Origin of the sequence: Actinoplanes ianthinogenes (assembly GCF_018324205.1) — a bacterium.
In the GTDB taxonomy this organism is placed as follows: Bacteria; Actinomycetota; Actinomycetes; order Mycobacteriales; family Micromonosporaceae; genus Actinoplanes; species Actinoplanes ianthinogenes.
This window is the reverse complement of record NZ_AP023356.1, coordinates 3,689,426-3,712,418: the sequence shown is the minus strand read 5'-3', so window position 1 is coordinate 3,712,418 and position 22,993 is coordinate 3,689,426. Positions and strand designations below refer to the sequence as shown.

Here is a 22,993-nt window from a genome sequence, read left to right as displayed (position 1 = left end):
CCCCGTGAAGCTGAGCAGAAAGATCGCCCTGGTCTCGGCAGTCGCCACCGTGGGCACGGCCGCCGCCGTCCTCCCGATGACGGTGTCGAACGCGGCCGCCGCGTGCGCCGCCGCCTGGAGCTCGTCCGCGACCTACGTCAAGGACAACGTGGCCTCGCAGAACGGCCACAACTACACCGCTAAGTGGTGGACCCAGAACGAGTCGCCGGCCACCCACAGTGGTCAGTGGGACGTCTGGATCGACAACGGCACCTGCGGCGGCACCACCACCCCGCCCACCACCACGCCGCCGACCGGCCCGACCACCCAGCCGCCGACCACCGGCACCAAGATGGCCTCGGCGCCGTACGTCTACCCGGGCTGGGGCAACCCGCCGGCCCCGTCCACGGTCGTCAGCGCCACCGGCATCAAGTCGTTCACCATGGCGTTCGTGCTGGCCAGCGGCGGCTGCAACCCGGCATGGGACGGTGAGTCCGGCCTGACCGGCGGCGTGCACGCCAGCTACATCAGCCAGATCAAGGCGGCCGGCGCGGACGTCGTCCCGTCGATCGGCGGCTGGAGCGGCAACAAGCTCGGCCCGAACTGCTCGACCGCCGAGGCGCTCGCCGGCGCGTACCAGAAGGTGATCAACGCCTTCGGTCTGAAGGCGATCGACATCGACATCGAGAACACCGACGAGTTCGAGAACACCGCGGTCCAGGACCGGGTGCTCAACGCTCTGAAGATCATCAAGGCGAACAACCCGTCGGTGAAGACCATCGTCACCTTCGGCACCACGCCGACCGGCCCGAGCTACTACGGCACCCGGCTGGTCCAGCAGGCCAAGGCGCTCGGCGCGAACATCGACATCTTCACCCAGATGCCGTTCGACTTCGGCGGCGGCTCGGACATGTACGCCGCCACGACCGGCGCCACCGAGGGCCTGAAGAACCTGGTGAAGACCACCTTCGGGTACACCGACGCGCAGGCGTACTCGCACATCGGCATCTCCGGCATGAACGGTCTCTCCGACCAGCAGGAGGTCACCACGGTCGACACCTGGACCCGGATCCGCGATTACGCCAAGAGCAAGGGCCTGGCCCGGTTCACGTTCTGGGCGGTCAACCGGGACCGGGGCTGCGCCGGCGGCGGCGTGGTCTCCGACTGCTCCGGCATCGCGCAGGACACCTGGGCATTCACCAAGGTCAGCGCGGGTTTCTGACCTGATCGCCGGTGCGCGGTCGCTCGTTGGTCGAGCGGCCGCGCACCTTTTTCACGATCCACCAGCCGATCGCCCCGGCGAAGAACGCCCAGACCGCGTAGTCGAACCAGTGGCTGTACCTCGCCACGTCCTGCCACTGCGAGCCGAGCGCGTACCCGGCGCCCACGAAGATCGCGTTCCACACGCCGCTGCCGATCACCGTGCAGAGCGTGAACCACCCGAGCGGCATCCGGTTCGCCCCGGCCGGGATCGACACCAGGCTGCGCACCACCGGCGCGCACCGGCCGACCAGCACCGCCGCCCGCTCGTGCTTCTCGAACCACCGGTCCGCCCGGTCCAGGTCGTCGAGGTCGACCAGCGGGATCCGGTCCAGCCAGCGCCGCAGCCGCTGTTCGCCGAGGCCCCGCCCGAGCCAGTAGAGCAGCAGGGCCCCGGCCAGCGCGCCGAGCGTCGCGGCCGCCCAGACCAGCACCAGGTTGACCCGGCCCTCGCCGGCCAGGAAGCCGGCCATCGACAACACGATCTCGCTGGGGATCGGCGGGACGAGGTTTTCCAGCGCGACGAGCAGGCCGACGCCGGCCGCGCCGAGCGCGTCGATGACCGAGGCCACCCAGCCGGCCAGCCCACTCAGTTCTGCCATTCACTTCTCCTACCCGGCACGCCGCCGCGCAATCACTTCCGTATATACCGTTCATCGTTATATTCTTCCGCCATGACCGACGTTCCGATGCGGGAGCCCACGTTCCTGGTGCTCACCGCCCTGGCCGCGGAGCCGCGACACGGTTATGCCGTGATCGAGGATGTGGCCGAGATGACAGGCGGACGGGTCCGGCTGCGCGCCGGGACGCTGTATGCCGCCCTCGACCGGCTGCGCGTCGACGGCCTGATCGAGGTCGACCGCGAGGAGGTCGTCCAGTCCCGGCTGCGGCGTTACTACCGCCTCACCGGGGCGGGCGAGCAGAGCCTGTCCGCCGAGACCGCCCGCCTGCGCGCCCAGGCCGCCATCGCCGACCGCCGCCTGCGAGCCCGCCGCGCCACCCTCGGCGGAGCGACCACGTGACCACTCTGGAGAGTCGTTACCGCACTCTGCTGCGGGTCTATCCGGCGGCACACCGGGCCGCCTACGAGGAGGAGATGCTGGGGGTGCTGCTGGCGGGTTCGCCGCCGGACCGCCGGTTTCCCAGCCTCGGCGATGCGCTGGACCTGCTCCGCGCGGGCCTCACGGCACGCTTCGCCAGATCAGGCCCCGCTTCGCGTACGGGTTGGCACGACGCCGCCGCCGTCGCCGGTGTGCTGGTCGCCCTGCTGCTCGGCGGCTTCGCCCTGGCGACGTTCGCCGAGGCGACGATCGACCTGACCCACGGCTCCCCGAGACAGCTCGCCGGCGTCGACGGCCTGATCGACCCGGCGCTGCGAGCCGTTGCCTGGCTCGCCGTCGCCGCCGTGGCGGTCGCCGGCCGCTACCGCGCCGCCGCCGTGCTCTCCGCGGCCGCGCTCCTGGTCGAGCTCGGCACCCTGACCTTCTGGCTGGGCCTGACCCCGTGGCAGTCGATGCGCCTGGCCTGGACGCCGATCGTGGCGATCCTGGTGACCGCCGCCTTCGTCACGGCCCGGACCGCCCGCCCGGTCCGCAGCGTCGTCGGTGGTTTCGGCCTCGCCCTGCTGGCTGTCGCCGCGCTCACCCCGGCCTTCGCGGCCTGGGCAGCGGAAACACCCGTGTTCGAGTGGGACGATCTCGCGGTCTGGCTGCCGCTGGCCCTGTTCGCCGGCGTGGTGATCGGCATCGACCCGCCGGTGCGCCGCCGGGTGGCGCTGCTCTTCCCGGCGATGCTGCTGGCCCCGATCGCCCTCCTCGAGACCTGGGACGCGACGGTGCTGGCCGGTTACTCCGGCAGCCGGATCCCGGAGATGATCACGGCGCGGGAGACGCTGCTGTCCCTCGCCCCGGTCGCCATCGTCGCCGCCGTCGCGCTCGCGGTGATCCTGACTCGCACGGGCGACGAGCAGCCGTCAGGTTTCCCGGGTGCGGGTGGCGGTCAAGAAGGGGTGTATGAGTGACCGGTGGTACACGAAGGCGGTCATCTACTGCCTTGACATCGATACCTTCGCCGACTCGAACGGGGACGGCTGCGGTGACATCCCGGGGCTGATCGGCCGGCTCGACTACCTGGCCCGGCTGGGTGTCACCTGCCTCTGGCTGAACCCGATCCACCCCTCGCCGGACCGCGACGACGGGTACGACGTCGCCGACTTCTACAACGTCGATCCGCGGTTCGGCACCCTGGGTGACTTCGCCGAGCTGCTGCACCAGGCCGGCAACCGCGGCATCAAGGTGATCATCGACCTGGTGGTGAACCACACCTCCGACAAGCACCCCTGGTTCGTCTCGGCGCGGTCGTCGCCGGACTCGCCGTACCGTGATTGGTATGTCTGGAGCGAGACCGCTCCGGCGGACCGCAACCAGGGCATGGTCTTCCCCGGCGAGCAGGACGAGACCTGGAGTTACGACCGGACCGCGAAGCTCTGGTACTACCACCGGTTCTACAAGTTCCAGCCGGACCTCAACATCCGCAATCCCGAGGTGCGCGAGGAGATCAAGAAGATCTGCGCGTTCTGGTTGCAGCTGGGGGTGGCCGGGTTCCGGATGGACGCCGTGCCGTTCATCATCGAGGAGACCGATCCCGGCAATCCGGACTCACCGAAGGACTTCGGCTTCCTCACCGAGCTGCGCCAGCACATCCAGTGGCGCAAGAGCGACGCGGTGCTGCTGGCCGAGGCCAATGTGGAGCCGGCGCAGCTGGTCAGCTACTTCGGCGACGAGGGCGGCTCGGGCAACCGGATCCACATGCTGTTCGACTTCATGCTGAACGCCAAGATGGTGCTCGCGCTGGCCCGCGAGGATCCGGAGCCGATCATCGACGGGCTGCGGGACACCCCGGCGCTGCCGCCCGGCGGGCAGTGGGCCACCTTCCTGCGCAACCACGACGAGATCGACCTGTCCCGGCTCACCGCCGAGCAGCGCGCCGACGTCTTCGCGAAGTTCGGCCCGGACGAGAACATGCAACTGTACGGCCGGGGCATCCGCCGCCGGCTGGCCCCGATGCTGGGCAACGACCGCCGTCGCCTGGAACTGGCCTACGCCCTGCAGTTCAGCCTGCGCGGCACCCCGGTGCTGCGGTACGGCGAGGAGATCGGGATGGGCGACGACCTGCGTCTGGAGGGGCGCGACGCGATCCGCACCCCGATGCAGTGGTCCAACCTGCCCAACGCCGGCTTCTCCACGGCGGATCCGGGCGACCTGGTCCGGCCGGTGGTCACCGACGACGGGTTCGGCTACGACACGATCAACGTGACCCTGCAACGGCACGACCCGCAGTCGCTGCTCGCCTGGTTCGAGCGGATGATCCGGACCCTGCGCGAGGCGCCCGAGATCGGCAGCGGCAGCTGCACCTACGTCGACGTGCCGGCGCCCAAGGGGCTGCTGGTGCACCGCGCCGACGACGGCACCGGGACCATGCTGTTCCTGCACAACCTCGGGCCGGACGAGGTGACCGTCGATCTGAGCAGCATCGCCGGCGAGGCGGAGATGCCCAACGACGTGCTGGCCGACACGGATTACCCGGATCCGGGCAAACTCGCCGACCTGCCGGTCACCGGGTACGGATATCGCTGGATCCGGCTGCGCAGAACCGCGTGACCGCGACTAGCATCGGCCTCCGGGAGCAGCGAAGATCACAACCGGAGGCCGCAGTGTCGCAGTCCGCATCGTCCAGGGTCGCCATCGTCACCGGAGCCGCGCGCGGCATCGGCGAGGCCATCGCGCTCAAGCTCGCCGCCGACGGCCTGGCCGTCGCGGTCGTGGACCTGGACGAGGGCGCCTGTGCCAACACGGTCACCGCGATCCACGACGCCGGTGGCACCGCGGTCGCGGTCGGCGCCGACGTGTCCGACCCGGCCCAGGTGGCCGCCGCGGTGGAGCGGGTGGTGGCCGAGTTGGGCCCGCCGACCGTGCTGGTCAACAACGCCGGTGTGCTCCGGGACAACCTGCTGTTCAAGATGAGCGAGGACGACTGGGACACCGTGATGTCGGTGCACCTGAAGGGCTCGTTCCTGTTCACCAAGGCGGTGCAGAAGCACATGGTGGACGCCGGTTACGGCCGGATCGTCAGCCTGTCGAGCACCTCCGCGCTGGGCAATCGCGGACAGGCCAACTACGCGGCGGCCAAGGCCGGCCTGCAGGGCTTCGTCAAGACGCTGGCGATCGAGCTGGGCAAGTTCGGCATCACCGCGAACGCGGTGGCGCCCGGCTTCATCGTCACCGACATGACCCGGGCCACCGCGGCCCGGATGGGTGTGGAGTTCGCCGACTTCGAGAAGGCGATGATCGGTCAGATCCCGGTGGCCCGCGCGGGCCGTCCCGAGGATGTGGCGAACACCGTCTCGTTCCTGGTGAGCGAGGGTGCCGGATTCGTCTCCGGACAGGTGATCTACGTGGCCGGCGGGCCACGGGACTGATGCTGGCAACTTGCTGAGAACGGCTACAAAGAAGTGATGAATCGGCGCATGAGTTCCCGCAGCGTCACGTTGACCAGCACATTCCTGCTGCTCGCTGCGGGTGGTGCGGCGGCGTGCGACAACGACGACGACTATTCGTACCAGTACACCGACGAGGGCTTCTACTGCGCCGACGAGAACGGCGTGGTCGTCGACGAGGACTACTGCGACGACGATGACAGCTATCACGGTGGCAGTGGCTACTACATCTACCACTCGCCGAGCTACCGCTCCGGCTACCCGGTGGGCTACAAGCTGCCGTCCGGGGGGAGCCGGTTCGCGTACAACGACAAGGCGTCGCGCAGCACGTACGGCCTGCCCAGCAGCGGCCGGGTGGGCAACGGCACGGTCAAGACCAGCGTGGTCGGCAAGGGCGGCAGCGGCAGCAGCGGGCACGGGTCGTCCGGCCACGGCTCGTCGGGCGGCTGACCACCGAGATGACGCGACGCTGGACCTCGAGGGCCGTCGTTCTGACGGCCTCCTTTCTTGCCCTGACCGCCTGTGACGCCCCGGCTGAGGAGCCCTCCTACGAGCCGGACGTCTACGCCGCGAACGACGACCAGCCCGAGGACTTCACCGTCCCGCCCACCACCGCGCCGGCGAAAACCAGGACCAAGGCCACCACCGCGCCTCCGAAGGCCACCACCGCGCCCCCGAAGGCCACCACCGAGCCCGCCGAGGTCTTCTACTGCGCCGACCAGGACGGCGTGATCGTCGACCCGGACCTCTGCGAGGACACCGGCGAGGGCGACGGCGCGGAGTACCTGTTCTGGCACTCCCCGAACTACCCGCGAGGGCTGAAGCCGGGACGGACACTGAGTGGCGGAGAGTCGTTCGCGCGGGACGACATCGACTCCCGGACCTACTACGGGCTTCCGGCGAGCGGTGTGGTGCGCAACGGGAGCACCGTGAAGAGCAACGTCATCGGCCGGAGCAGCACCACGACCGGGAGCGGTGGGATCGGCACGGTGAGCGGGACGGTGGGGGGATGAAGCGGATTGCGTACGGGCCGGTCCGGGACGGTTGGCGGCTGACCAATTTCAGTCTCGGGCTGACGTACAACGACGAGGTGCTGCCGGACGGGTCGATGTACTCGTACTGGCAGGAGGGGCCGTACTACGACTTCACCGCGGCCGAGATCGAGGAGCTGGAGACGGCCACCGCGACGCTGTACGCGATGTGTCTGGAGGCCGGCGACTGGATCGTCGAGCAGTGCCCGCGGCGCACCGCCGAGGGCCGCCGCCGTGGCTACTTCGACTCGGTCTGCACGCCGGACATCTGCTTCCTGACCCGGATCGGCGTGCCCGAGTACACCCACGAGCAGATCATCCGGACCTGGTTCGACGGGGACGCGGACACCTGGACGCACCGCGACAAGGACCCGGACGGCCGGGTGCCGATGCAGACCCCGGACTTCTCGCCGAGCGTCTACGGCCGTTTCGACTTCTGGTACAACGGCGCCGGCACCACGCCGCGGCTGCTGGAGTTCAACGCGCAGACCCCGACCGCGCTGGTCGAGGCCGCGGTCATCCAGTGGCACTGGATGGACCAGACCGGGATCAGCAAGCACCCGTGGCGGCAGTGGAACTCCATCCACGACCGGCTGGTCGGCTGGGAGGCCACCCCCGACGGTGAGCCGGCCGATCCGGGCGCCTGGCGGCGCAACATCGCCAAGCTGCGCGAGGCCCGGCCCTGGCTCCCGGAGAAACCCAAGATCTTTTTTGCGTACGAGACGTCGGACACCTCGGGCGAGGACCGGATGAACGTCGCGTACCTGATGTCCACCGCCGAGGAGGCCGGCTTCCCGGTCGAGCTGATCGCGATGAGCCAGATCGGCTGGGACGTCAGCGACGACCGGGTGGTGTACGTGCCCGGCCCGGGGCGCGAGCACGAGGCGCAGCCGATCGACGTGATCTTCATGCTCTACCCGTGGGAGTGGTTCTGGCACGAGGAGGGCGGCAAGGCGTTCTTCCGGAACATGGCCGACCCGGCGAAACGCGGGACGGTGTGGATCGAGCCGCCGTACAAGGCCGCGCTGCTCGGCAACAAGGCGCTGCTCCCGGTGCTGTGGAAGCTGTTCGGTGACGATCCGGAGCGGGGGAAGTACCTGCTGCCGTCGTACTTCGCCGACTCCACCGGGGCGAAGAAGCTGACGTCGTACGCGAAGAAGCCGGTCTGGGGCCGGGAGGGCGGTTCGGTGACGCTGTTCCGGGACGGGGTGCCGATCACCGAGAACCCCTCAGAGTACGGCTCGGACGGTCTGTACGTCGTGCAGGAGCTCTGTGAGCTGCCGTCCTTCGACGCTCTGGAGGGCACCGTGCACCCGGTGATCGGCTCCTGGCTGATCGACGGGGAGCCGGCCGGGATGGGCATCCGTGAGGACCTCGGCACGGCCGGCCTGGTCACGAAGAACCACTGCAACTTCCTGCCGCACGCGATCGAGACGGACTACTGACCGTTCGGCCGATCCCGGGCTGCCTGCTGGGTACTGTCATGAAAATAGACAAAGTGGTATGATTAGTGGGACGGCCTCCTAATCTGGGCGACGTTCATCGTCGTTCTCAGGAGGCCTTTTCCGTGGACCGCATCGACCAGTTCTTCCGCACGTTCACATCACCGGCTCCCGGCGCGATCGGAGCCTGCTTCGCCGACCCGTTCCTCGTCGCGGACGCCACGGGCGCGCGGACGGTGACCCGGGCGGCGTTCCTGCGGGCCCTGCCCCGGCGGGCCGAGATGTTCGCCGGCCTGGGGATCGGCCGGGCCGAGCTGGTGTCGCTGAGCAGCAGTCGCCTGGACGACCACTACGTCCTCGTGCGCACCGGGTGGGCCGCGTCCCGGCTGGACGGCGGCGCACCGGTCCCGATGACCTCGTCCTACCTGCTGTACGACGACGGCGCCCGGCTGGAGATCGTCCTTTACCTGAACCACGAGACCCCGCTCCCGCTGCGCGGCTGACGCCGTTACCCATCCGTTATCCGGGCTCCCGAACCACCTCGCTCCGGGTGGCATCGCACCTGATGTCAGCAACGAGAGCGGGGGAGATCATGAGAATCCGTATCAAGCCGATCGCGGTGGCCGTGGCGGTCGTCGCCGGGGCCGCGTTCCTGCCGGCCCCGGCCCAGGCCGCGGCCACCACCGGGTCCGCCTGGGTGACCAGCGACGAGGTGTACTTCCGAGCCGGTCGTGGCGCCGTCAACGATGTCGTGCTCACCCGATCCGGGCGCACCGTGACGATCGACGACCGGGTCGCGATCACACCCGGCCGGGGCTGCGCCACGGTCGGCGGGGACCGGACCAAGGTGCGGTGCACGCCGAGGTCGCTGGACGGCATCCAGGCGAAGCTCGGCGACAGGAACGACCGGATCGTCAACAAGACCTCGGTGGCGCTGCTCGCCTGGGGCGGCGCCGGCGCCGACCGGCTCATCGGCGGCACCGGCATGGACGATCTGGACGGTGGCAGCGGCAAGGACACGCTGACCGGCGGCCGGGGCGCCGACGTGCTGGCCGGTGGTAGCGGCGACGACCGGCTCAGCGGCGGTCCGGGAGACGACGTGCTCTGGGCCGATGCCGGCCGTGACGTGCTGCGCGGCGGCAGCGGGCGGGACACCGCCTATTACGGCGACCGCCGGGCACCGGTCTTCGTGGACCTCGACGGCGCCAAGGGGGACGACGGCGCGCGCGGCGAGGGGGACACCGTCGGCGCCGACGTGGAGAACGTGGTCGGCGGATCGGGCGCCGACCGGCTGATCGGCAATGCCGCCGGCAACCACCTCTGGGGCGGCCCCGGCAACGACCACCTCGCCGGCGGGGCGGGGCCCGACATCCTCGTCGGCCAGGGCGGCGACGACACCCTGCGCGGCGGCGCCGGTGACGACCACCTCATCGGCGAGCAGGAGGACGACTCGTACATCGAGAACAACCCGCGGGCCCGGGACCGCCTCGACGGCGGCCCGGCCGCGCGGCGCGGCGACATCTGCGTGACCGGCCCGGTCGGCACGATGGTGAGCTGCGAGATCCGCCGCGCGCAGTGACCCCGGCGGTCAGCCGGCGTCGGGGACGCCGCTGAAGGTGGGCGGGACCGACAGGCTGCGCCAGCGCGACGTCGGCCAGTAGATCGCGAACGCCCGCCCGGCGACCCGGTCGACCGGCACGGTGCCCAGGTCGGACTCCAGGTGGGCGCGGGAGTCCGCGGAGTCCGACCGGTGGTCGCCCATCACCCAGAGCCGCCCCTCCGGCACGGTCACGTCGAACTTGTCGTCGGAGGGGGCGTCGCCGGGGAACAGGTAGGTCTCGTCGAGCGGGTGCCCGTTCACGGTGATCCGGTTCTGCGGGTCGCAGCAGACCACCCGGTCCCCGCCGACGCCGATCACCCGTTTGATGTACTCCTGCTCGCTGGGGCCGGCGCCCCACCCGATCGGCGGCTCGAACACGATGATCTCCCCGCGCTCCGGGTCCCGGAAGCGGTAGACCGCCTTGTTCACCAGCACCTTGTCGTTCAGGAGCAGGGTCTGCTCCATCGACCCGGACGGGATGTAGAAGGTCTGCACCAGGAACGTCCGCACGCCGGCCGCGACCACCACCGCCACGACGAGCAGGATCAGGAACTCGAGCGGCTTCGACCGAGGAAAACGGCGAGCATTGATCTTGTCGTCGGGCACGGGCGGAGCGTACAACAGCCGGCGGGCGGGCGCTGGGACAACCTAGAGCGTCACGTCGGCGGTCAGCGGGCCGCCGACCACCTCGGTGGTCACCTCCCGGACCACCCCGGCGGCCCGGACGTCCTGGCTGACCAGGCCGAACGAGACCACGTCGGGGTCGGTGCCGCGTACCGTCAGCCGGGCGACCTCGGTGCGCATCGACTGCCGGGCCTCCGACTTGGCCTTGCGCACCAGGCCGAGCACGGTCCCGGCCAGCGGGAGCAGGCCGGCCGGGGCGCCCGGGTCGAGCGCCGGGGCGAACTCGGCGGCGTCCGGCCACGGCGCGCGGTGCACCGAGCCCTCCTGCCACCAGGACCAGGCCTCCTCGGTGACGAACGGCAGCGTCGGCGCGAACAGCCGCAGCAGGCTCCGCAGCGCGATCGCCAGGGCGGCGTGTGCGGACCGGGTCGCCGGGTCGCCGGCGGCGCCGTAGGCCCGTTCCTTGACCAGTTCCAGGTAGTCGTCGCAGAACGTCCAGAAGAACTGCTCGGTGCGCTCCAGGGCGCGGGCGTAGTCGTACCCCTCGAAGTGCTTGGTGGCGTCCGCCACGACGGCCGCGAGCCCGGCGAGCATGGACCGGTCCAGCGGCTCGGTGACGTCACCGGCCGACAGACCCGGCGAGACGCCGAACCGCAGCACGAACTTCGTCGCGTTGAGGACCTTGATGGCCAGCCGGCGGCCGACCTTCATCTGCCCGGTGTCGAACGCCGTGTCGGTGCCCGGCCGCCCGCTCACCGCCCAGTAGCGGACCGCGTCCGACCCGTACTCCTCCAGCAGTCCCATCGGGGTGACCACATTGCCCTTGGACTTGGACATCTTCTTGCGGTCCGGGTCGAGGATCCAGCCGGAGAGCAGCGCGGTACGCCACGGCAGGCTCCCGAACTCCTGGTGGGCGCGGAGCACCGTGGAGAACAGCCAGGTCCGGATGATCTCGTGGGCCTGCGGGCGCAGGTCCATCGGGAAGACCCGGGCGAACAGGTCGTCGTCCAGGCCCCAGCGCCCGGCGATCTCCGGGGTCAGCGACGAGGTGGCCCAGGTGTCCATCACGTCCGGGTCGGCGGTGAAACCGCCCGGCTGGTCGCGCTGCTCCGCCCGGTACCCGGGCGGGGTGTCGCTGCTCGGGTCGACCGGCAGCGTGTCCGGCGTGAGCGGCGACGTGTAGTCCGGCTCGCCGGCCGCGTCGAGCGGGTACCAGACCGGGATCGGGACGCCGAAGAACCGCTGCCGGCTGATGATCCAGTCGCCGGCCAGGCCCTCCACCCAGTTCTCGTAGCGGCTCCGCATGAAGCCGGGTGACCAGGTCATCTCGCGGCCACGGTCGAGCAGGGCGGAGCGCAGCGCGGCGTCCCGGCCGCCGTTGCGGATGTACCACTGCCGGGTGGTGACGATCTCCAGGGGCTTGTCGCCCTTCTCGTAGAACTTCACCTGCTGCGTGGTCGGCCGGGGCTCGCCGTCCAGGGCTCCGGCCGAGCGGAGCAGCTCGACCACCGCCTCCTTGGCGGAGAAGGCCGTTTTCCCGGACAGGTGAGCGTAGGCCTCGGGGTCGGCGCCCGCCGGTGGCGCCGGCAGCAGGCGCCCGTCCCGGCCCATCACCGGCCGGGTGGGCAGATCCAGCTCCCGCCACCAGATCACATCCGTCAGGTCACCGAAGGTGCAGATCATCGCGATCCCGGAGCCCTTGTCCGGCTGGGCCAGCGGATGCGCCTTGATCGGCACCTCGACCCCGAACACCGGGGTGGTCGCCGTCGTGCCGATCAGGTGCCGGTACCGCTCGTCGTCCGGGTGGGCGACCAGCGCCACGCAGGCCGGCAGCAGCTCGGGCCGGGTGGTCTCGATGTGCACCGACCCGCCGCCGGACAGGCCGAAGGCGAGCCGGTAGTAGGCGCCCTGCCGCTCCCGGTCCTCCAGCTCGGCCTGGGCGACCGCGGTCCGGAACGACACGTCCCAGAGCGTCGGGGCATCCGCGAGATACGCCTCCCCCCGCTCCAGGTTCCGCAGGAACGCCCGCTGCGAGATGGCCCGGCTGTCCTCCCCGATCGTCGTGTACTGCAACGACCAGTCCACCGAGAGCCCGAGCTGCCGCCACAGGTCCTCGAACGCCTGCTCGTCGACCGCGGTCAGGGTCTGGCAGAGCTCGACGAAGTTGCGCCGGGAGATGTGCACCGCCCGGCTCGGCGGGGACGACGGCGGGGTGAAATCGGGGTCGTAGGGCAGCGACGGGTCACACTGCACGCCGTAGTAGTTCTGCACCCGGCGCTCGGTCGGCAGCCCGTTGTCGTCCCACCCCATCGGGTAGAACACCTCGCGGCCGGTCATCCGCTGATACCGCGCGATCGCGTCCGCGTGGGTGTAGGAGAACACGTGCCCGACGTGCAGCGATCCGCTCACCGTCGGCGGCGGCGTGTCGATCGAGAATACGCGTGACCGCGGCGCCGACCGGTCGAAGGCGTAGGTGCCCCGCTCGGCCCATACCTGCCGCCATTTCCGTTCGAGCCCGTCGAGAGTGATCTTTTCTGGCACGGAGGTCGTCTCGGTCACGTCACGGACAATAGTCGAGCGCCACCGGGGCCATGACGTCCGCAATTCCGCACACTCGCGGCTTTTGCCGATGGGATAGTGCGAAGGTGCGCCTCCACCGTCTCGCCTGCGCCTCCACCGCCCTGCTCGTGCTTCTCGGCGGTTGTTCCGGGGACGCGAAGCGCACCGCGCAGCCGGCCCCGAGCCCGGCCGCGCAGCCCGCCCCGGAGCTGACCGGCAACGCCCTGGGCGCCACCACCGTCCCGGAGCCCCTGGCGCTCGCGCCCTACCTGGACCCCACGGACAGTGCGGTCGACGTCACCGAGGTGGGGAAGGCGACCGGGCAGAAGGACTTCACCCTCGGGTACGTGCAGGCCCGTGACGCCGAGGACTGCACCGCGACCTGGGGCGGCCGGACCCCGCTCGCCGACCAGGCGGTGGCCACGCGGGTCGCCCTGATCGACGCGCTCGGCGGGCAGACCGTGGTGGCCACCGGCGGTGAGTCCGGCGCCTACCTGGAGAGCGTCTGCCGGGTGGATCAGCTGGTCGCGGCGTACACCGCGGCGCTCGACGTGACCGGCGCCAACCGCCTGGACGTCGACGTCGAGCAGGAGGTCACCATCGACACGGTCGCCGAGGCGCTGGCCACCGTCCAGAAGGAGCGCGGCACCGCGATCACCCTGACCCTGCCCGTGGCCGGGGTCGCCGACGGCCTCACCGGCCCCGGGATCGCGCTGCTCCGGGCGGTCCAGGCGGCCGGCGTCGAGGTCACGGTCAACGCGCTGACGATGAACTTCAACGCGGCCGGCGGCGGCTGGGGCCGGGCGATGACCCGGGCCGCCGCGGCGGTCGCGGCGAACCTGGCCGCGATCTGGCCGGACAAGCCGGTCACCGAGATCTATCGGATGCTCGGCGCCACCCCGATGATCGGGGTGAACGCCACCGGCGGCACCACCAAGCCGGGCGACGCCCGATATCTGCTGGACTGGGCCCGGCACAAGGGCCTGGGCCTGCTCCGGTTCCGATCGGTGAACCGGGACAACGGCGACTGCGACAACGGCACGGTGTCCACCACGTGCAGCGGGATCACCCAGTCGAAGTACCAGTTCACCGCCGAGTTCCAGGCCTTCACTCGCTGAGCGCGTTCAACCGCCCGTAGTCCGCGGCGCCGGCCAGTCCGGTGTACGTGCCGGCCTCGAACACCTCCCGGGCCGCCCGCTCGACCAGCCCGTACGCCGCCTGCGCCACCGACGAGCCCAGGCTGATCCGGGCCACCCCGAGCGCGGCCAGCTCGCCGATCGACGGCGCGCCCGGCCCGGTCAGCACGTTGACCGGTCCCGGGATCGACGCCACCAGCTCGGCCACCACCGCCGGGTCGGTGGTGCCGGGCACGAAGATCCCGTCCGCGCCGGCGTCCAGGTACGCCTTCGCCCGGGTGATCGCCTCGGTCACGTCGCCGAGCCCGAACAGCAGGGTGTCGATCCGGGCGTTGAGGAAGACGCCCGGGGCGGCCTCCTTGGCGGCGGACAGCCGGGCCTGCTGCTCGGCGATGGTGCGGGCGCCGTCCTCCAGGTTCACCCCGGCGACGCCGGCGGCGGCCACCGCGCGCAGGGTGGCGGCCGGGTCGCCGTAGCCGGCCTCGACGTCCACCGAGACCGGCACGGAGACCGCGGCGACCACCCGGCGCGCGGCCGCGACGGCTGCCTCGCGGCCCAGGGCGTCGCCGTCCGGGGCGCCCAGGCTCCAGGCCACCCCGGCGCTGGTGGTGGCGATCGCGGCGGCCCCGGCCGCGGCGACGATCCGGGCGCTGGCCGCGTCCCAGGCGTTGACCAGGACGAGCGGGCGGCCGGGCTGATGCAGAGCGGAGAAGTCAGTCACGCGGGGAAGTCTTCGCCCCGGGCCGCCGCGGCGAGAGCTTTTTAGCCCACACTAAAAGCATGGTCGCGATCGCACTGCCGCCGGACGCCGCCACCCGGATCAGGTTCGCCGTGTCGTGCCTGTGGGAGGTGCTGGCGAGTCTGCGCGTGCTGCGGGATCGGGGCGTGCCGTCCGTACACCAGCCATGGGTCTCGCGACAGCGGTCCGCGCCGGGCCGCCTCCTTGCCGCGCTCGTGCCTGCCACCGGGGGCTATGCCCCCGATTTCCTCACCCCGCCACCCTCGGGACTCACCGCCGATCTGGACGCGGAGCTGACCGCCTTGAAGCGGACGAGTCCGGAAACAGTGCGAGCGCATCTGGACCTCATGCGCTCCTCGCACGGCGCGATCGACGATCTCTACGCCGACCCGGAGAGTGGGCTGGCCCGGCTCGCCGGGGAGATCGAGGAGTACTGGGCGACCGCGATCGCTCCGCACTGGCCCCGGATCCACGCCCTGCTCGACGCGGACATCCGCCGCCGGGCCGCCCGGCTGGCCACCGACGGCGCCGCAGCGGTCCTCAACGACCTGCACGACCGGGTCCGCTGGCAGGACGGCGCGCTGCTGGTCGACCAGCGGCACTGCACCGCGCCGGACGTCCCGGACGGCAGCGGCCTGGTGCTGATCCCGTCGGCCTTCGCCTGGCCGTCGGTGCTCACCGTGTCCGCCTGGGGCACCCCGCAGCTGGCCTATCCGGCCGCCGGGGTGGCCACCCTGTGGGAGGCGCCGCCGCCCGCGCCGGACGCCCTGGGCGCACTGCTCGGCGCCGGCCGGGCCCGGATCCTGACCGCGCTGGCCGGGCCGCTCTCCACCACCGAGCTGGCCGCCCGGACCGGGATCACCGCGGGCGGCGTCTCCCAGCACCTGCGGGTGCTGCGCGCGGCCGGCCTGATCGCCACCCACCGGGCCGGGCGACTGCTGCTGAACTCCCGCACCGACGCCGCGGAGACGCTGGTCAGAGCGGCAGCACCACCGCCGACGGCTTCCCCGCGAAGCAGGTGACCGACATCCGGTACCGGTTGACGACACCGGCGAAGACCACCGACGGGGTCAGGCCGGGGCCCGGGTCGGCGCGCTCCACCTCGAACCCCTCGGCCGGCTGCCAGTCCAGCAGCAGCGCGTTGCCCGACTCGCAGATCGCGTAGACCACGCCGCCCTTGGACTCCAGCCGGGTGCCCCCGGGCGCGGAGCTGGGCGCCGCGCCGCCGCCGCTGAGGCTCGGCGCGGGCGCCGACGAGGGCGTCGCGGACGGGGCCGCCGCCGGGACCGATCCGATCGGCGAGAGCGCCGCGGCCGGTCGTTGCGAGAGCCGGGTGCCGGTCGGGGTGGGCGTCCCGCCCGGCGACGCGGGCGCCGCACCGGGTGGCGCGGTCCCGTCCCGGGTGGCCGGCGGCGCGGCGTTGACCGGTGTCGATCGAGGTTCACCCGAGCGGGTGAGCCCCCACGCGGCGGCGGAGATCAGCAGCGCGGCCAGCACGCCGGCCAGGACGAGCCGGCGGCGCTTGCGCGCGGCCGGAACCCGGACCGGAACCGGGAGCCGGGCCGCGGCGATCGCCTCGGTCTCCTCGTCGAAACGAGTCGGAGCCGGCTCCCGGACCACCACCACGGACGCCTCCACCGCGTCGGCCAGCACCGCCGACACCTCCGCCGCGTCCGGCCGGTCCGCCGGCTCCTTGGCCAGGCACCGGTCGACCAGGTCGGCGACCGCGTCCGGCACCCCGGGCAGCTCGGGCAGCGGCATCGGCTCGACGTACATGTGCGCGCTGAGCATCTGCGTGGTGGTCTCCACCGTCCACGGTGACTCGTCCGCGAGCAGCCGGTAGAGCAGCACGCCGAGCGCGTAGATGTCGGAGGCCGGCTCGACCGCCCCGCCGGTCAGCCGTTCCGGGGCCAGGTAGGCGGGCGTGCCGAGCAGGCCCTCCTCCGGCTCGGCCGGCCCGGCCGCCGCCGCGATCCCGAAGTCGACCACCTTGGCGCCCTTCGGGGTGACCATGATGTTTGCCAGCTTGATGTCCCGGTGCACCAGGCCGTCCTGATGCGCGGCGGCGAGCGCGGCGGCCACCTCACCGCAGATCCGGAATACCCGCCGGGGCGGGATCGGCGCCTCGGACAGCAACTGTTGCAGCGTCGGCCCGTTGATCAATTCCATCACCACGTACGGGACCTCGTCCGATTCCCCGAAGTCGTGGATCTGCGCGATGTTGGGGTGCGAAAGGATCGCGGCCGCGCGCGCCTCGTGCAGGATCCGCGAGCGGAAGCGCTCGTCACCGGCGTACCGCCCGGCCAGCACCTTCACCGCCACCGGGCGGTCCAGCACCTCGTCGGCGGCGCGCCAGACCACGGCCATCCCGCCGCGCCCCAGTTCGTTCAGCAGCCGGTAGCGCCCGCCGAGTTTGCTTCCCTCGTCCACCCGACGCAGTTTGCCGAAATGCTCGCCGATTCGCACATCCGAGACCGCGGCGAATGCCATTCATCTTTCACATTCGGCGGGCCGCCGATATGGTCTTCAGGCATGAAACGGCAGCGGCTGGGCGACGCGATTCTGAGCCGATTGCTCGGCCAGGCGCCGGCGTTGAATCACTACTCCGTGGAGTCCGTCCGGACCCCGATGCGCGACGGCGTCCGGTTGCTCGGCGACCACTTCGCCCCGCACACCGACCGCCCCGGCGGCACCGTGCTGATCCGTACGCCGTACGGGCGGAATCTGCTCACCTCGGCCCTCAACGGCCGGATGTTCGCGGCCCGCGGCTACCACGTGCTGTTGCAGAGCGTACGCGGCACGTTCGGCTCGGAGGGCACCTTCACGCCGATGGCCCAGGAGGCCGCGGACGGCCTCGACACCGTCGCCTGGCTCCGCGAGCAGCCCTGGTTCGACGGCCGGTTGGCCACCCTCGGGGCCTCCTACCTGGGCTGGACCCAGTGGGCGCTGATGAGCGAGCCGCCGCCCGAGCTGCGCGCCGCGGTCGTCTACGTGGCGCCGCACGACTTCCGCGAGGCGACCTACGGGACCGGGGCCTTCACCCTCGGTGACTTCCTCGGCTGGAGCGACCAGATCGTCCACCAGGAGGACGGCGGCCTGCGCCGGGTGCTGAGCATGGCCACCGCCCCGCGCCGCCTGCGGCCCGAGCTGGACCGGCTGCCACTGACCGGGACCGCCCGGCCGGTGCTCGGCGGCAAGGCGCCGTGGTTCGCCGAGTGGGCCGGTCACCCGGACGGCGACGACCCGTGGTGGGAGCCGTACCGCGCCGGTTCCGCGCTGACCGCCGTCGACGTCCCGGTGCTGCTGATCGGCGGCTGGCAGGACCTGTTCCTGGACCAGACCCTCCAGCAGTACACGACCCTGCGCGACCGGGGCGTCGACGTCGCGCTGACCGTCGGTCCCTGGACGCATCTCCAGGTCGGGCTGCATGCGGCCGGTCTGGTCGCCCGGGAGAGCCTGGCCTGGCTCGATCAACATCTGGCCGGTGGCGCCGCGGCCCGCAAGTCACCCGTCCGAGTGCACCGGACCGGCGAGAAAGCCTGGCACGAGCTGCCCGAGTGGCCGCCGCCGTCCGAGCCGGCCACCCTGCACCTGCGGTCCGGGCGCCGGTTGACCACCATCGCACCGGACGGCGCGGAGGGCGTCGCCGAGTTCCGCTACGACCCGGCCGACCCGACGCCGTCGCTGGGCGGGCGCACCCTGACCGGCTCGATGGGGGTGAAGGACAACCGGCCGCTGGAGGCCCGCGCGGACGTGCTGGTGTTCAGCACCGATCCGCTGCCGACCGCGGTGGACGTGATCGGCTCGCCGGTGCTCGACCTCACGCTGAGCGTGGACAACCCGTACGCGGACGTGTTCGTCCGGCTCTGCGACGTCGACCCGCACGGCCGTTCGCACAACTTCGCCGACCAGCACCGGCGGCTCGACCCGGCGGTCCCGGCCGGCGAGGCGCAGCGGCTCACCCTGACCCTGGACCCGTGCTTCCACCGGCTGCTCGCCGGGCACCGGTTGCGGTTGCAGATCTCCGGCGGCGCGTTCCCCCGGTTCGCCCGCAACCCGGGCACCGGCGGGGCCGGCCTGGCCGCCTCCCGGCACACCGTCGACGTCGCGGCGTCCCGCCTCACGCTGCCGGTGGCCGTGGCACCTCCATCCACCATTCGGTGAACTGGCGGGCCTGCCCGGTGTGATCCAGCCGCAGCACCCACAGGTTGCGGTACTCCCGGTCCGGGTACGTGGTGTGCCCCTCGATCACCGCGAGCTCCTCCGTGACGATCAGCGGCTGCCAGGTGAAGGTGGTCGTGTCCGGCTCGTCCCGGTGCTCCAGCCAGCCGGCGACGATCGCCTCCCGGCCGATCCACGGTGCGGCGTACGGCTCGGTGAAGTAGGCCGCGTCATCGGCGAACAACCCCCGGATGTCGTCCGGGTCGTTCGTCTCCCACGCTTTCCGGTAACCGGCGACCCAGCCGCTCACCGCGTCCAAGTTGGTCATTCGTCACCCCACCATTCGAGATCAAAATCAAGAGATCGATGACTCGGGCCGCGCTGATCACTGATCGTCGCTCCCGCCAGGGACCCTTCCGGGCCGGGCTGGCCGCTGGCGCGTCCAGAACGCCCGACCCGAAAGGGCGACGTCCGCGGGTGGCAACGACGTGCCGAGAACCGAACCGCCGGGTGGTCTCGGCGTGCCGGCTTCGCTGTCCGCCCCGATAGGGTCGCGGGATGAGTGAGAACTGGCGGCATCTGCCGGCGCCGGCCCGTCCCGTGGCGGCGGCCGTGACCGCCGCGGTCGCCGCCGTCCGGGCGGACGACGAGGCGGCGCTGGACGAGGCCGTCGATGACCTGGCCGGGCTCGACCCCGCACACACCGGGCTGATTCTCGGCACCACGGTGCGGCTGCTCCTGGAGGACGGGCACCCGGACGGGCTGACCGCCGACGATGTCCGGGAGGCGCTGGCCTCCTGCGTCCGCGCGCACCCGGCCGCGCACCCGCAGGTGGTGCTCTGGCTGCTGGCCGGCGCGCTCGGCGTGCTCGACGAGGACGGCGCGCCGCCGCCCAAGCCGGACGCGCTGGCCCGCAACGCCGCGCTGCTGCTCACCGACCTGCTGGCCGGCCGGGACCCGCGCGCCTGGCTGACCGCCGCGCTCACCGAGATCCAGCACACCCAGCTGAACGACTGAGCTCATGGGGTGTGCTTCCGTGCCCAGTCGCAGATCGCGGCGAGTGGCTCGCGCAGCGTCTCGCCCAGCTCGGTCAGCGCGTACTCCACATGCTGCGGTGGCTCCACCTTGTACACCCGGCGGATGACCAGGCCGTCCGCCTCCATCCCGCGCAGCGTCTCGGTCAGCATCTTCGGGGTGATCCCGGGGATCCGCCGGCGCAACCGGGCCGGCCGCTGCGGCCCGTCCGCCAGCGCGTAGATCAGCAGCACCCGCCACTTGACCGCGAGCCGCTCCAGGGCCTGCCGCGTGACGCAGCCCTCCTCCAGCACGTCCGGTACGAAAAGATCCACAGCCCAGCCCCCATGGGTACCCGAAAGTGCCTTCTGTCCGGCGTCGCCCTCGCAGCCTAGCGTCAGCGTGTGACCGAAACAGTGACGTTCTTCAGCGAGGGACTCCGGCTCTCCGGTGTCCTGCGCACCGCACCGGGCAACCGTGCCGTGGTGCTCACCGGCCCGTTCACCGGGGTCAAGGAGCAGGTGGTCGCCGACTACGCGGAGCGCCTGACCGCCGCCGGGATCACCACCCTGGCGTTCGACCACCGCGGTTTCGGCGCCAGCGAGGGCCGCCGGGCTCACGAGGACAGCCAGGGCAAACTGGCCGACCTGCGGGCCGCCGTCGGCGTGCTGGACGGCTACGACCGCTCCGTCGTCGGCGTCTGCCTCGGCGCCGGATACGCGATGCGCGCCGCCGCCACCGACCCCCGGGTCCGGTCCGTGGTGGGGATCGCCGGGGCCTACAACAGCCCGGCCTGGTTCGCCGAGCGGATGGGCCTGGAGTCGTACCGTAAAGCTCTGGCCGACATGCTGGACCGTTACGACCAGGAGATCCCGGCGGTCGCCGAGTCCGGTGAGGCCGCCATGCCGGGCGAGGAGCCCTGGTCCTACTACTCCCGCTGGATCGGCCGGGGCGCCTGGGAAAACAGGGTGACCCGCGGCTCCCTGCACAGCCTGATGACGCTGGACGTGCTCGGCGTCCGCCCGCTGCTGCCGCCCAGCCTGATCGTGCACGGCAAGGTGGACGAATACTGCTCCCCGGAGCTGGCCGAGGCGATGCACGCCGACGAGACCCGCTGGCTGGACTGCACCCGCCACGTCGACCTCTACGACAACGAGGAGTACGTCGGTCAGGCCGTCGCCGCCGCCGTGGAGTTCCTGAGCCGCCCCCGATAAAAACTTTGCATTATCGGCAAAATTCGTCGTAGCCTTCCCCGCCGCCTTCAGACCACCACAGCGGGGAGCGCATGACCGAGATCGCCGAATCCGCCGAGCCCACCGGCCGGATGACCCATCGCGAGGTCGTCCAGGCCCTGTCCGGCCTGATGCTGGGCATGTTCGTCAGCATCCTGGCGTCCACCGTGGTCGCCAACGCGCTGCCGACCATCATCGCCGAGCTGGGCGGCAGCCAGTCCGTCTACACGTGGATCGTCACCACCGAACTGCTCGCGATGACCGCCACCGTCCCGCTCTGGGGCAAGATGGCCGACCTGTACAGCAAGAAGCTGCTGATCCAGCTCTCGCTCGGCCTGTTCGTGCTGGGCTCGCTGATCGCCGGCCTCGCCCCGAACGTCGAAGTGCTGCTGGTCAGCCGGATCGCCCAGGGCGTGGGCGCGGGCGGCATGTCCGCGCTCGCCATGATCGTGATGGCTGCCATGATCCCGCCGCGCGAGCTGGGCCGGTACTCCGGCCTGTTCGGCGCGGTCTTCGGCGTCGCCACCATCGCCGGCCCGCTGATCGGCGGTGTCCTGGTGGACACCTCGTGGCTGGGCTGGCGCTGGTGCTTCCTGATCGGTGTCCCGTTCTCGGTGGCCGCGATCGTCATGTTGCAGAAGACGCTGCACCTGCCGGTCACCCGCCGCGAGGTGCGGATCGACTGGCTGGGCGCGCTGCTGATCACGGCCGGCGTGTGCACCCTGCTGATCTGGTCCACGCTGGCCGGTCAGCACTTCGCCTGGGTCTCCGCGCAGACCGCCGCCTTCGTCGCCGGCGGCGTGCTGCTGCTGGCCCTGGCCGTCGGGGTGGAGTCCCGGGCGGCCGAGCCGATCGTCCCGCTCGGCATCTTCCGGCACCGCACGGTCGCCCTCTCGATCATCGCGAGTGTGCTGGTCGGCGTCGCGATGTTCGGCGGCACGGTGTTCCTGTCCCAGTACTTCCAGATCTCGCTGGGCAAGTCGCCGACCGTGGCCGGCCTGATGAGCCTGCCGATGATCTTCGGTCTGCTGGTCTCCTCCACGGTGGCCGGCCAGCTGATCACGAGGTTCGGCAGGTGGAAGATCTACCTGGTGGCCGGCGCGGTCGTCATGACCGGCGGGATGCTGCTGCTGAGCACCATCGGCGCGGCCACCTCGGTGCCGCTGATCTCGGCCTACATGGCCGTGCTGGGCATCGGCGTCGGCATGCTCATGCAGAACCTGGTGCTGGCCGCGCAGAACGACGTGCCGGCCGCCGAGCTCGGCGCCACCACCTCGGCACTGACCTTCTTCCGCAGCATGGGCGGCTCGATCGGGGTGAGCGCGCTCGGCGCGGTGCTGGCCGACAAGGTCACCTCGCTGGCCGCCGAGCGGTTCGGCGCCGCCGCCTCCGGCGGGGGCACGGCGAAGGTGCCCGACCTGGCCGCTTTGCCACCCGAGGCACTGGCAGCGATTCAGGACATCTACGGTACGGCCACCGCCCACCTGTTCCTGATCGGCGCCCCGATCGCCTTCCTCGCCGTCGTCGCGGTGCTGTTCATCAAGGAGAAGCCGCTCTCCACCCTCTCCGGGGACGAGCGCGCCGCGCAGGAGCAGGCCGGCGCGGGCCTGCACTGACACCGGCAGCACGATGGCCCGTCACCCCTGGGGGTGGCGGGCCATCGATGTTGTGCTCAATCGGATTCGGTCGGCCGCCACCCCCGCAGGGGTGAACCGCGGCGA

23 protein-coding genes are annotated in these 22,993 nt (G+C 71.5%); 16 read left to right on the top strand and 7 right to left on the bottom strand.

The genetic code is table 11. The annotated features are described in order from the left end of the window. The first annotated feature begins 4 nt into the window (after positions 1–4). Positions 5–1,201 (top strand): glycosyl hydrolase family 18 protein, encoded by a 1,197-nt coding sequence (locus tag Aiant_RS16580; RefSeq protein WP_189328643.1) that lies wholly within the window; start codon positions 5–7, stop codon positions 1,199–1,201. Here Aiant_RS16580 and Aiant_RS16575 read toward each other — a convergent pair. Next, a complete protein-coding gene (locus Aiant_RS16575) occupies positions 1,185–1,841 on the bottom strand; it encodes a DedA family protein (protein WP_189328644.1) in 657 nt (218 codons plus the stop codon). The genes Aiant_RS16580 and Aiant_RS16575 overlap by 17 nt on opposite strands. Before the next feature lie 72 nt (positions 1,842–1,913). On the opposite strand from Aiant_RS16575, the gene Aiant_RS16570 reads away from it, so the two are divergent. The 9 genes from Aiant_RS16570 (at position 1,914) to Aiant_RS16530 (ending at position 9,786) form a co-directional block, all read left to right on the top strand. Further along, positions 1,914–2,261, top strand: coding sequence for a PadR family transcriptional regulator (locus Aiant_RS16570; protein ID WP_189328645.1), 348 nt, complete (start codon positions 1,914–1,916; stop codon positions 2,259–2,261). Then, positions 2,258–3,259 (top strand): hypothetical protein, encoded by a 1,002-nt coding sequence (locus Aiant_RS16565; protein WP_189328646.1) that lies wholly within the window; start codon positions 2,258–2,260, stop codon positions 3,257–3,259. Before Aiant_RS16570 ends, Aiant_RS16565 begins: the two co-directional genes overlap by 4 nt. Next, the gene (locus Aiant_RS16560; RefSeq protein WP_189328647.1) at positions 3,252–4,898 is read left to right on the top strand and encodes an alpha-amylase family protein; all 1,647 of its coding nucleotides are present in this window, start codon (positions 3,252–3,254) and stop codon (positions 4,896–4,898) included. Before Aiant_RS16565 ends, Aiant_RS16560 begins: the two co-directional genes overlap by 8 nt. 53 nt (positions 4,899–4,951) lie before the next feature. Then, a complete protein-coding gene (fabG, locus tag Aiant_RS16555; protein ID WP_189328648.1) occupies positions 4,952–5,716 on the top strand; it encodes a 3-oxoacyl-ACP reductase FabG in 765 nt (254 codons plus the stop codon). 48 nt (positions 5,717–5,764) lie between these two features. Then, positions 5,765–6,184: a hypothetical protein gene (locus Aiant_RS16550; RefSeq protein WP_229829825.1), complete on the top strand. Its 420-nt coding sequence runs from the start codon at positions 5,765–5,767 to the stop codon at positions 6,182–6,184. 8 nt (positions 6,185–6,192) lie between these two features. Continuing rightward, positions 6,193–6,747 (top strand): hypothetical protein, encoded by a 555-nt coding sequence (locus tag Aiant_RS16545; protein ID WP_189328650.1) that lies wholly within the window; start codon positions 6,193–6,195, stop codon positions 6,745–6,747. Next, a complete protein-coding gene (locus Aiant_RS16540) occupies positions 6,744–8,210 on the top strand; it encodes a glutathionylspermidine synthase family protein (RefSeq protein WP_189328651.1) in 1,467 nt (488 codons plus the stop codon). Before Aiant_RS16545 ends, Aiant_RS16540 begins: the two co-directional genes overlap by 4 nt. Before the next feature lie 122 nt (positions 8,211–8,332). Next, the gene (locus tag Aiant_RS16535; protein WP_189328652.1) at positions 8,333–8,710 is read left to right on the top strand and encodes a hypothetical protein; all 378 of its coding nucleotides are present in this window, start codon (positions 8,333–8,335) and stop codon (positions 8,708–8,710) included. An 89-nt stretch (positions 8,711–8,799) separates the two neighbouring features. After that, complete coding sequence (locus Aiant_RS16530) at positions 8,800–9,786, top strand: calcium-binding protein (RefSeq protein ID WP_189328653.1); 987 nt, start codon at positions 8,800–8,802, stop codon at positions 9,784–9,786. A gap of 9 nt (positions 9,787–9,795) precedes the next feature. On the opposite strand, the gene lepB is transcribed toward Aiant_RS16530, so the two are convergent. After that, on the bottom strand, positions 9,796–10,413 hold the full coding sequence (lepB, locus tag Aiant_RS16525; RefSeq protein ID WP_229829826.1) for a signal peptidase I: 618 nt from the start codon (positions 10,411–10,413) through the stop codon (positions 9,796–9,798). 42 nt (positions 10,414–10,455) lie between these two features. After that, positions 10,456–12,972, bottom strand: coding sequence for a valine--tRNA ligase (gene valS / locus Aiant_RS16520; RefSeq protein WP_189328959.1), 2,517 nt, complete (start codon positions 12,970–12,972; stop codon positions 10,456–10,458). Positions 12,973–13,076: 104 nt separating this feature from the next. On the opposite strand from valS, the gene Aiant_RS16515 reads away from it, so the two are divergent. Continuing rightward, complete coding sequence (locus Aiant_RS16515; RefSeq protein WP_189328655.1) at positions 13,077–14,108, top strand: glycoside hydrolase family 18 protein; 1,032 nt, start codon at positions 13,077–13,079, stop codon at positions 14,106–14,108. Here Aiant_RS16515 and Aiant_RS16510 read toward each other — a convergent pair. Beyond that, positions 14,098–14,847 carry an isocitrate lyase/PEP mutase family protein gene (locus Aiant_RS16510; RefSeq protein WP_189328656.1) on the bottom strand — a complete coding sequence of 250 codons (750 nt, stop codon included), beginning with the start codon at positions 14,845–14,847 and terminating at the stop codon, positions 14,098–14,100. The two genes, Aiant_RS16515 and Aiant_RS16510, sit on opposite strands and share 11 nt — an antisense overlap. A 59-nt stretch (positions 14,848–14,906) precedes the next feature. Here Aiant_RS16510 and Aiant_RS16505 point away from each other — a divergent pair, with 59 nt between their 5' ends. Next, positions 14,907–15,887, top strand: coding sequence for an ArsR/SmtB family transcription factor (locus tag Aiant_RS16505; protein WP_189328657.1), 981 nt, complete (start codon positions 14,907–14,909; stop codon positions 15,885–15,887). Here the strand turns inward: Aiant_RS16505 and Aiant_RS16500 are convergent. Next, on the bottom strand, positions 15,841–17,295 hold the full coding sequence (locus tag Aiant_RS16500) for a serine/threonine-protein kinase (RefSeq protein WP_189328658.1): 1,455 nt from the start codon (positions 17,293–17,295) through the stop codon (positions 15,841–15,843). The genes Aiant_RS16505 and Aiant_RS16500 overlap by 47 nt on opposite strands. 102 nt (positions 17,296–17,397) lie before the next feature. On the opposite strand from Aiant_RS16500, the gene Aiant_RS16495 reads away from it, so the two are divergent. After that, positions 17,398–19,029 carry a CocE/NonD family hydrolase gene (locus tag Aiant_RS16495; RefSeq protein WP_189328659.1) on the top strand — a complete coding sequence of 544 codons (1,632 nt, stop codon included), beginning with the start codon at positions 17,398–17,400 and terminating at the stop codon, positions 19,027–19,029. On the opposite strand, the gene Aiant_RS16490 is transcribed toward Aiant_RS16495, so the two are convergent. Further along, positions 18,986–19,354 (bottom strand): nuclear transport factor 2 family protein, encoded by a 369-nt coding sequence (locus Aiant_RS16490; protein ID WP_189328660.1) that lies wholly within the window; start codon positions 19,352–19,354, stop codon positions 18,986–18,988. The two genes, Aiant_RS16495 and Aiant_RS16490, sit on opposite strands and share 44 nt — an antisense overlap. 230 nt (positions 19,355–19,584) lie before the next feature. Between Aiant_RS16490 and Aiant_RS16485 the strand changes: the two genes are divergently transcribed. Next, entirely contained in the window at positions 19,585–20,043 is a 459-nt protein-coding gene (locus tag Aiant_RS16485) for a hypothetical protein (RefSeq protein ID WP_189328661.1), read from the top strand. Positions 20,044–20,045: 2 nt separating this feature from the next. Here Aiant_RS16485 and Aiant_RS16480 read toward each other — a convergent pair whose 3' ends face one another. After that, on the bottom strand, positions 20,046–20,375 hold the full coding sequence (locus Aiant_RS16480; RefSeq protein WP_189328662.1) for a winged helix-turn-helix transcriptional regulator: 330 nt from the start codon (positions 20,373–20,375) through the stop codon (positions 20,046–20,048). Between the two features lie 69 nt (positions 20,376–20,444). On the opposite strand from Aiant_RS16480, the gene Aiant_RS16475 reads away from it, so the two are divergent. Both Aiant_RS16475 and Aiant_RS16470 read left to right on the top strand, forming a co-directional pair. Next, positions 20,445–21,254 carry an alpha/beta hydrolase gene (locus Aiant_RS16475; protein ID WP_189328663.1) on the top strand — a complete coding sequence of 270 codons (810 nt, stop codon included), beginning with the start codon at positions 20,445–20,447 and terminating at the stop codon, positions 21,252–21,254. A 71-nt stretch (positions 21,255–21,325) separates the two neighbouring features. Then, entirely contained in the window at positions 21,326–22,888 is a 1,563-nt protein-coding gene (locus Aiant_RS16470; RefSeq protein WP_212847093.1) for an MDR family MFS transporter, read from the top strand. The last annotated feature ends 105 nt before the right edge of the window (positions 22,889–22,993 follow it).